Here is a 5,353-nt window from a genome sequence, read left to right as displayed (position 1 = left end):
GGGGTGTTGTGGTGGGGTGGGGTTGCGTTGGTTGGGGTTTGCGTGTAAGTTGTTCTTTCGCTGCCGCCGAGCGGTTCCGGCCGGGGTTCTTCCGGTTCGGGGTTGGTTTTGGTGTGTGTGGTGGTTTGAGAACTCAAGAGTGTGTTTGTACTACTTCTTTATAGTCAATGATTGCCAGTCCGTCGTCCGCCTGGCCGCCTTTCGTGGGTTGGTCGGGTCCTTGGTTGGTTGAAGGATGGCGGGGTTTTTTGAGTGTGAGCGTCCTTTCCTTATTAGGACGTTCCTGTCAATTTTGTTTCGAGAGTCGTTTTCGGTTCTCTTCATGTTTTTTTGTGGAGGGTTCGATTCTGGCTCAGGATGAACGCTGGCGGCGTGCTTAACACATGCAAGTCGAACGGGATCCAGGGTGCTTGCATCCTGGTGAGAGTGGCGAACGGGTGAGTAATGCGTGACCGACCTGCCCCGTACTGCGGAATAGCTCCTGGAAACGGGTGGTAATGCCGCATGTTCCGGCGCACTGCATGGTGTGTCGGGAAAGGTTTTTTCCGGTATGGGATGGGGTCGCGTCCTATCAGCTTGACGGTGGGGTGATGGCCTACCGTGGCTTCGACGGGTAGCCGGCCTGAGAGGGCGACCGGCCACATTGGGACTGAGATACGGCCCAGACTCCTACGGGAGGCAGCAGTGGGGAATATTGCACAATGGGCGCAAGCCTGATGCAGCGACGCCGCGTGCGGGATGAAGGCCTTCGGGTTGTAAACCGCTTTTAGCAGGGAGCAAGGCTTCGGTTGAGTGTACCTGTTGAATAAGCACCGGCTAACTACGTGCCAGCAGCCGCGGTAATACGTAGGGTGCAAGCGTTATCCGGAATTATTGGGCGTAAAGGGCTCGTAGGCGGTTCGTCGCGTCTGGTGTGAAATCCCATCGCTTAACGGTGGGACTGCGCCGGGTACGGGCGGGCTGGAGTGCGGTAGGGGAGACTGGAATTCCCGGTGTAACGGTGGAATGTGTAGATATCGGGAGGAACACCAATGGCGAAGGCAGGTCTCTGGGCCGTTACTGACGCTGAGGAGCGAAAGCGTGGGGAGCGAACAGGATTAGATACCCTGGTAGTCCACGCCGTAAACGGTGGATGCTGGATGTGGGGCACGTTCCACGTGTTCCGTGTCGGAGCCAACGCGTTAAGCATCCCGCCTGGGGAGTACGGCCGCAAGGCTAAAACTCAAAGAAATTGACGGGGGCCCGCACAAGCGGCGGAGCATGCGGATTAATTCGATGCAACGCGAAGAACCTTACCTGGGCTTGACATGTTCCCGACGACGGCAGAGATGTCGTTTCCCTTCGGGGCGGGTTCACAGGTGGTGCATGGTCGTCGTCAGCTCGTGTCGTGAGATGTTGGGTTAAGTCCCGCAACGAGCGCAACCCTCGCCCCGTGTTGCCAGCGGATTATGCCGGGAACTCACGGGGGACCGCCGGGGTTAACTCGGAGGAAGGTGGGGATGACGTCAGATCATCATGCCCCTTACGTCCAGGGCTTCACGCATGCTACAATGGCCGGTACAACGGGATGCGACAAGGCGACTTGGAGCGGATCCCTGAAAACCGGTCTCAGTTCGGATTGGAGTCTGCAACCCGACTCCATGAAGGCGGAGTCGCTAGTAATCGCGGATCAGCAACGCCGCGGTGAATGCGTTCCCGGGCCTTGTACACACCGCCCGTCAAGTCATGAAAGTGGGCAGCACCCGAAGCCGGTGGCCTAACCCGTAAGGGATGGAGCCGTCTAAGGTGAGGCTCGTGATTGGGACTAAGTCGTAACAAGGTAGCCGTACCGGAAGGTGCGGCTGGATCACCTCCTTTCTACGGAGTATTCAGGCCCCTGTCTGGGGGCCGGTGTGTGCCGGCGTGCCGCGACAGTCGCGGTGGCGGCCGGTTGCTGGTGTGGAAGAGATCGTTGGCTTGGCGTGTGTCTGTCGTGGGCGCGCGCGTGTGGGGTGGTATGGGCATGCTTTTGGGTTCCCGGACCGCCACGCCCCTTGGGTGGGGTGCGGTTCCGGTTCCCATGCGGGTTCCTGGTCGCCGGTGTTGCCGGCGGGTTCGGGGGCGCGCGTGCGGGCTGGTGGTTTGAGAACTGGATAGTGGACGCGAGCGAGCGTGACGGCCCTTTGGGGTTGTCGTGCTTGTTCTGTTGATTTCGAACGAACTTCTATTGTTGTTGTTCGTTTCGATCGTTTTGTGATCATTTACGATGTGTTGATGTGTCGTCTGGTGTTTACCGCTTGATTGGAATCCCCGTGGATGTTTGTCCGTGGGGGGCGTATGGTGGATGCCTTGGCAGACAGGACCGATGAAGGACGCGAGGGGCCGCGATAGTCCTCGGGGAGCCGCCGACTGGGCTTTGATCCGAGGGTTTCCGAATGGGGGGACCCGGCAGCCGTCATGGGCTGTCACCGCAGTTGTTGCGGGGGGTACGCAGGGAAGTGAAACATCTCAGTACCTGCAGGAAAGGATACTCCGTGAGTAGTGGCGAGCGAAAGCGGATGATGGCCAAACCTCATGCGTGTGATACCCGTCGGGGGTTGCGTGTGGGGTGTTGTGGGAGCGTGTGTCCCGTCGCCGACGCGGCGGGCGGCAGTGATAAAGCGTGTTGTGAGGCGAACAGGATTGGATGCCTGGCCGTGGAGGGTGATGGCCCCGTAGCCGAAGACAGCATGCCTGCCGATCGTGTGTCCCAAGTAGCACGGGCCTCGTGGAATCCCGTGTGAATCCGCCCAGACCGTTGGGTAAGCCTGAGTATTCCTGTCTGACCGATAGCGTACTAGTACCGTGAGGGAAAGGTGAAAAGCACCCCGGGAGGGGAGTGAAAGAGTTCCTGAAACCGTGCGCCTACGAACCGTCGGAGCCTCCTAAAGTGGGGTGACGGCGTGCCTATCGAAAAATGAGTCTGCGAGTCAGTGGCGGGTGGCGAGCATAAGCCGTGTGGCGTATGCGTAGCGAAAGCGAGTCCGAAATATGGCGTTTGGAGTCGCTCGTCCTGGACCCGAAGCGGGATGATCTAGCCCTGAGCAGGTTGAAGCGCGGGTAGGACCGTGTGGAGGACCGAACCCACCTGGGTTGAAAACCGGGGGGATGACTTGGGGCTGGGGGTGAAAGGCCAATCAAATTCCGTGATAGCTGGTTCTCTCCGAAATGCATTTGGGTGCAGCGTCGCGTGATTACTTCCGGGGGGTAGAGCTACTGGATGCTTGAGGGCCCGTATCGGGTACCGACAGCAACCAAACTCCGAATACCCGTGAAGCGTATCGCGGCAGTGAGTCGGCGGGGGATAAGCTCCGTCGTCGAAAGGGAGACAGCCCAGACCGTCGTCTAAGGTCCCGAAGCGCGTGCTAAGTGGGAAAGGATGTGGAGTCGCATAGACAGCCAGGAGGTTGGCTCAGAAGCAGCCATCCTTGAAAGAGTGCGTAACAGCTCACTGGTCTAGTGGTTCCGCGCCGACAATGTAGCGGGGCTCAAGCACGCCACCGAAGACGCGGCAGCAGTTTGTACTGCTGGGTAGGAGAGCGTCCCATGCGGGTCGAAGCGGGCGTGGAAACGTCCGTGGACTGTTTGGGAGTGAGAATGCAGACATGAGTAGCGAGAGGCGGGTTAAAATCCCGTCCGCCGGATGACCAAGGGTTCCAGGGCCACGTTCGTCGTCCCTGGGTGAGTCGGGTCCTAAGGCGAGGCCGACAGGCGTAGTCGAATGGATGAACGGGTCGATATTCCCGTACCGGTTCCGAGCCGGCAAGACCTGAAAGGATGATGCTGACCTCCGTTCCCGCTTGATATGCCCTTCGGGGTGTGGATGGCGGGGGTGTTGGGAACCTATTCCCGGTAGGGTAGCGCGTGGAGTGACACGGACGGTAGGCCGGCCCCGGAGGTGGTTTTCCGTGGGCCAAGCATGCGGGGCCTTCCCCAGGCAAATCCGGGGATGTATGGTCCGAGGTGTGATGGGACGCCCTTTATGGGTGGATCCGGTGGTTCCGTCCGTCGAGAAAAGCTTCGGCGCGAGGCTCGTGGCCGCCCGTACCCCAAACCGACACTGGTGGTCTGGTAGAGCATACCAAGGCGATCGAGCGAATCCCGGTCAAGGAACTCGGCAAATTGCTCCCGTTCCTTCGGTTCAAGGGAGACCCCCTCGGGTGAGGCGCCATGCGCGCGGAGCCTTGGGGGGTGGCACATGAGAGGGGGTAGCGACTGTTTACCAAAAACACAGGTGCATGCGAAGACGTGAAGTCGCTGTATATGCACTGACGCCTGCCCGGTGCCGGAAGGTTAAGAGGATCCGTCAGCCTCGTGGCGAAGCGGTGAATTCAAGCCCCGGTAAACGGCGGTGGTAACTATAACCATCCTAAGGTAGCGAAATTCCTTGTCGGGTAAGTTCCGACCTGCACGAATGGCGTAACGACTTCCCCACTGTCTCGACCGGGAGCTCGGCGAAATTGCAGTACGAGTAAAGATGCTCGTTAAGCGCAGAAGGACGAAAAGACCCCGGGACCTTTACTATACCTTGGTATTGGCATTCGGTGTGGATTGTGTAGCATAGGCGGGAGACTTCGAAGCCGCGGCGCCAGCCGTGGTGGAGTCGCAAGGTGAAATACCGTTCTGTTCGCATTGGATGTCTCACCACGACACGTGATCCGTGTCTGGGACAGTGCCTGGCGGGTAGTTTAACTGGGGCGGTTGCCTCCCAAAGAGTAACGGAGGCGCTCAAAGGTCCGCTCAGCCCGGTTGGCAATCGGGTGTCGAGTGCAATCGCACAAGCGGGCTTGACTGCGAGGACGACGGTCCGAGCAGGGACGAAAGTCGGAGATAGTGATCCGGTGCCGGCGTACGGACGCGGCATCGCTCAACGGATAAAAGGTACCCCGGGGATAACAGGCTGATCATTCCCAAGAGTCCATATCGACGGGATGGTTTGGCACCTCGATGTCGGCTCGTCGCATCCTGGGGCTGGAGCAGGTCCCAAGGGTTCGGCTGTTCGCCGATCAAAGCGGCACGCGAGCTGGGTTCAGAACGTCGTGAGACAGTTTGGTCTCTATCCTCTGCGCTCGTCGGAATACTGAGGAGACCTGCCCATAGTACGAGAGGACCTGGGTGGACGAACCTCCGGTGCGCCAGTTGTCACGCCAGTGGCACCGCTGGTTGGCCGCGTTCGGAAGGGATAACCGCTGAAAGCATCTAAGCGGGAAGCCCGCTCCAAGATGAGTATTCCTGGGACTCCCTCGGGAGTCCGTGACCCCCCATGCAGAACACGTGGTCGATAGGCCGGACGTGGAAGCCGCGCGAGCGGTGGAGCTGACCGGTACTAACGGGG

The 5,353-nt window shown here is 59.5% G+C and carries 2 rRNA genes; both read left to right on the top strand.

Annotated features, from left to right (window positions below):
* Positions 1–329: 329 nt before the first annotated feature.
* Positions 330–1,857: ribosomal RNA gene (locus KIH78_RS10445) — 16S ribosomal RNA — on the top strand.
* 439 nt (positions 1,858–2,296) lie between these two features.
* Positions 2,297–5,353: ribosomal RNA gene (locus KIH78_RS10440) — 23S ribosomal RNA — on the top strand; the annotation flags it as partial.

Origin of the sequence: Bifidobacterium saguinibicoloris, from assembly GCF_019331725.1 — a bacterium.
GTDB lineage: Bacteria > Actinomycetota > Actinomycetes > Actinomycetales > Bifidobacteriaceae > Bifidobacterium > Bifidobacterium saguinibicoloris.
This window is presented reverse-complemented; position numbering and strand designations above follow the sequence as displayed.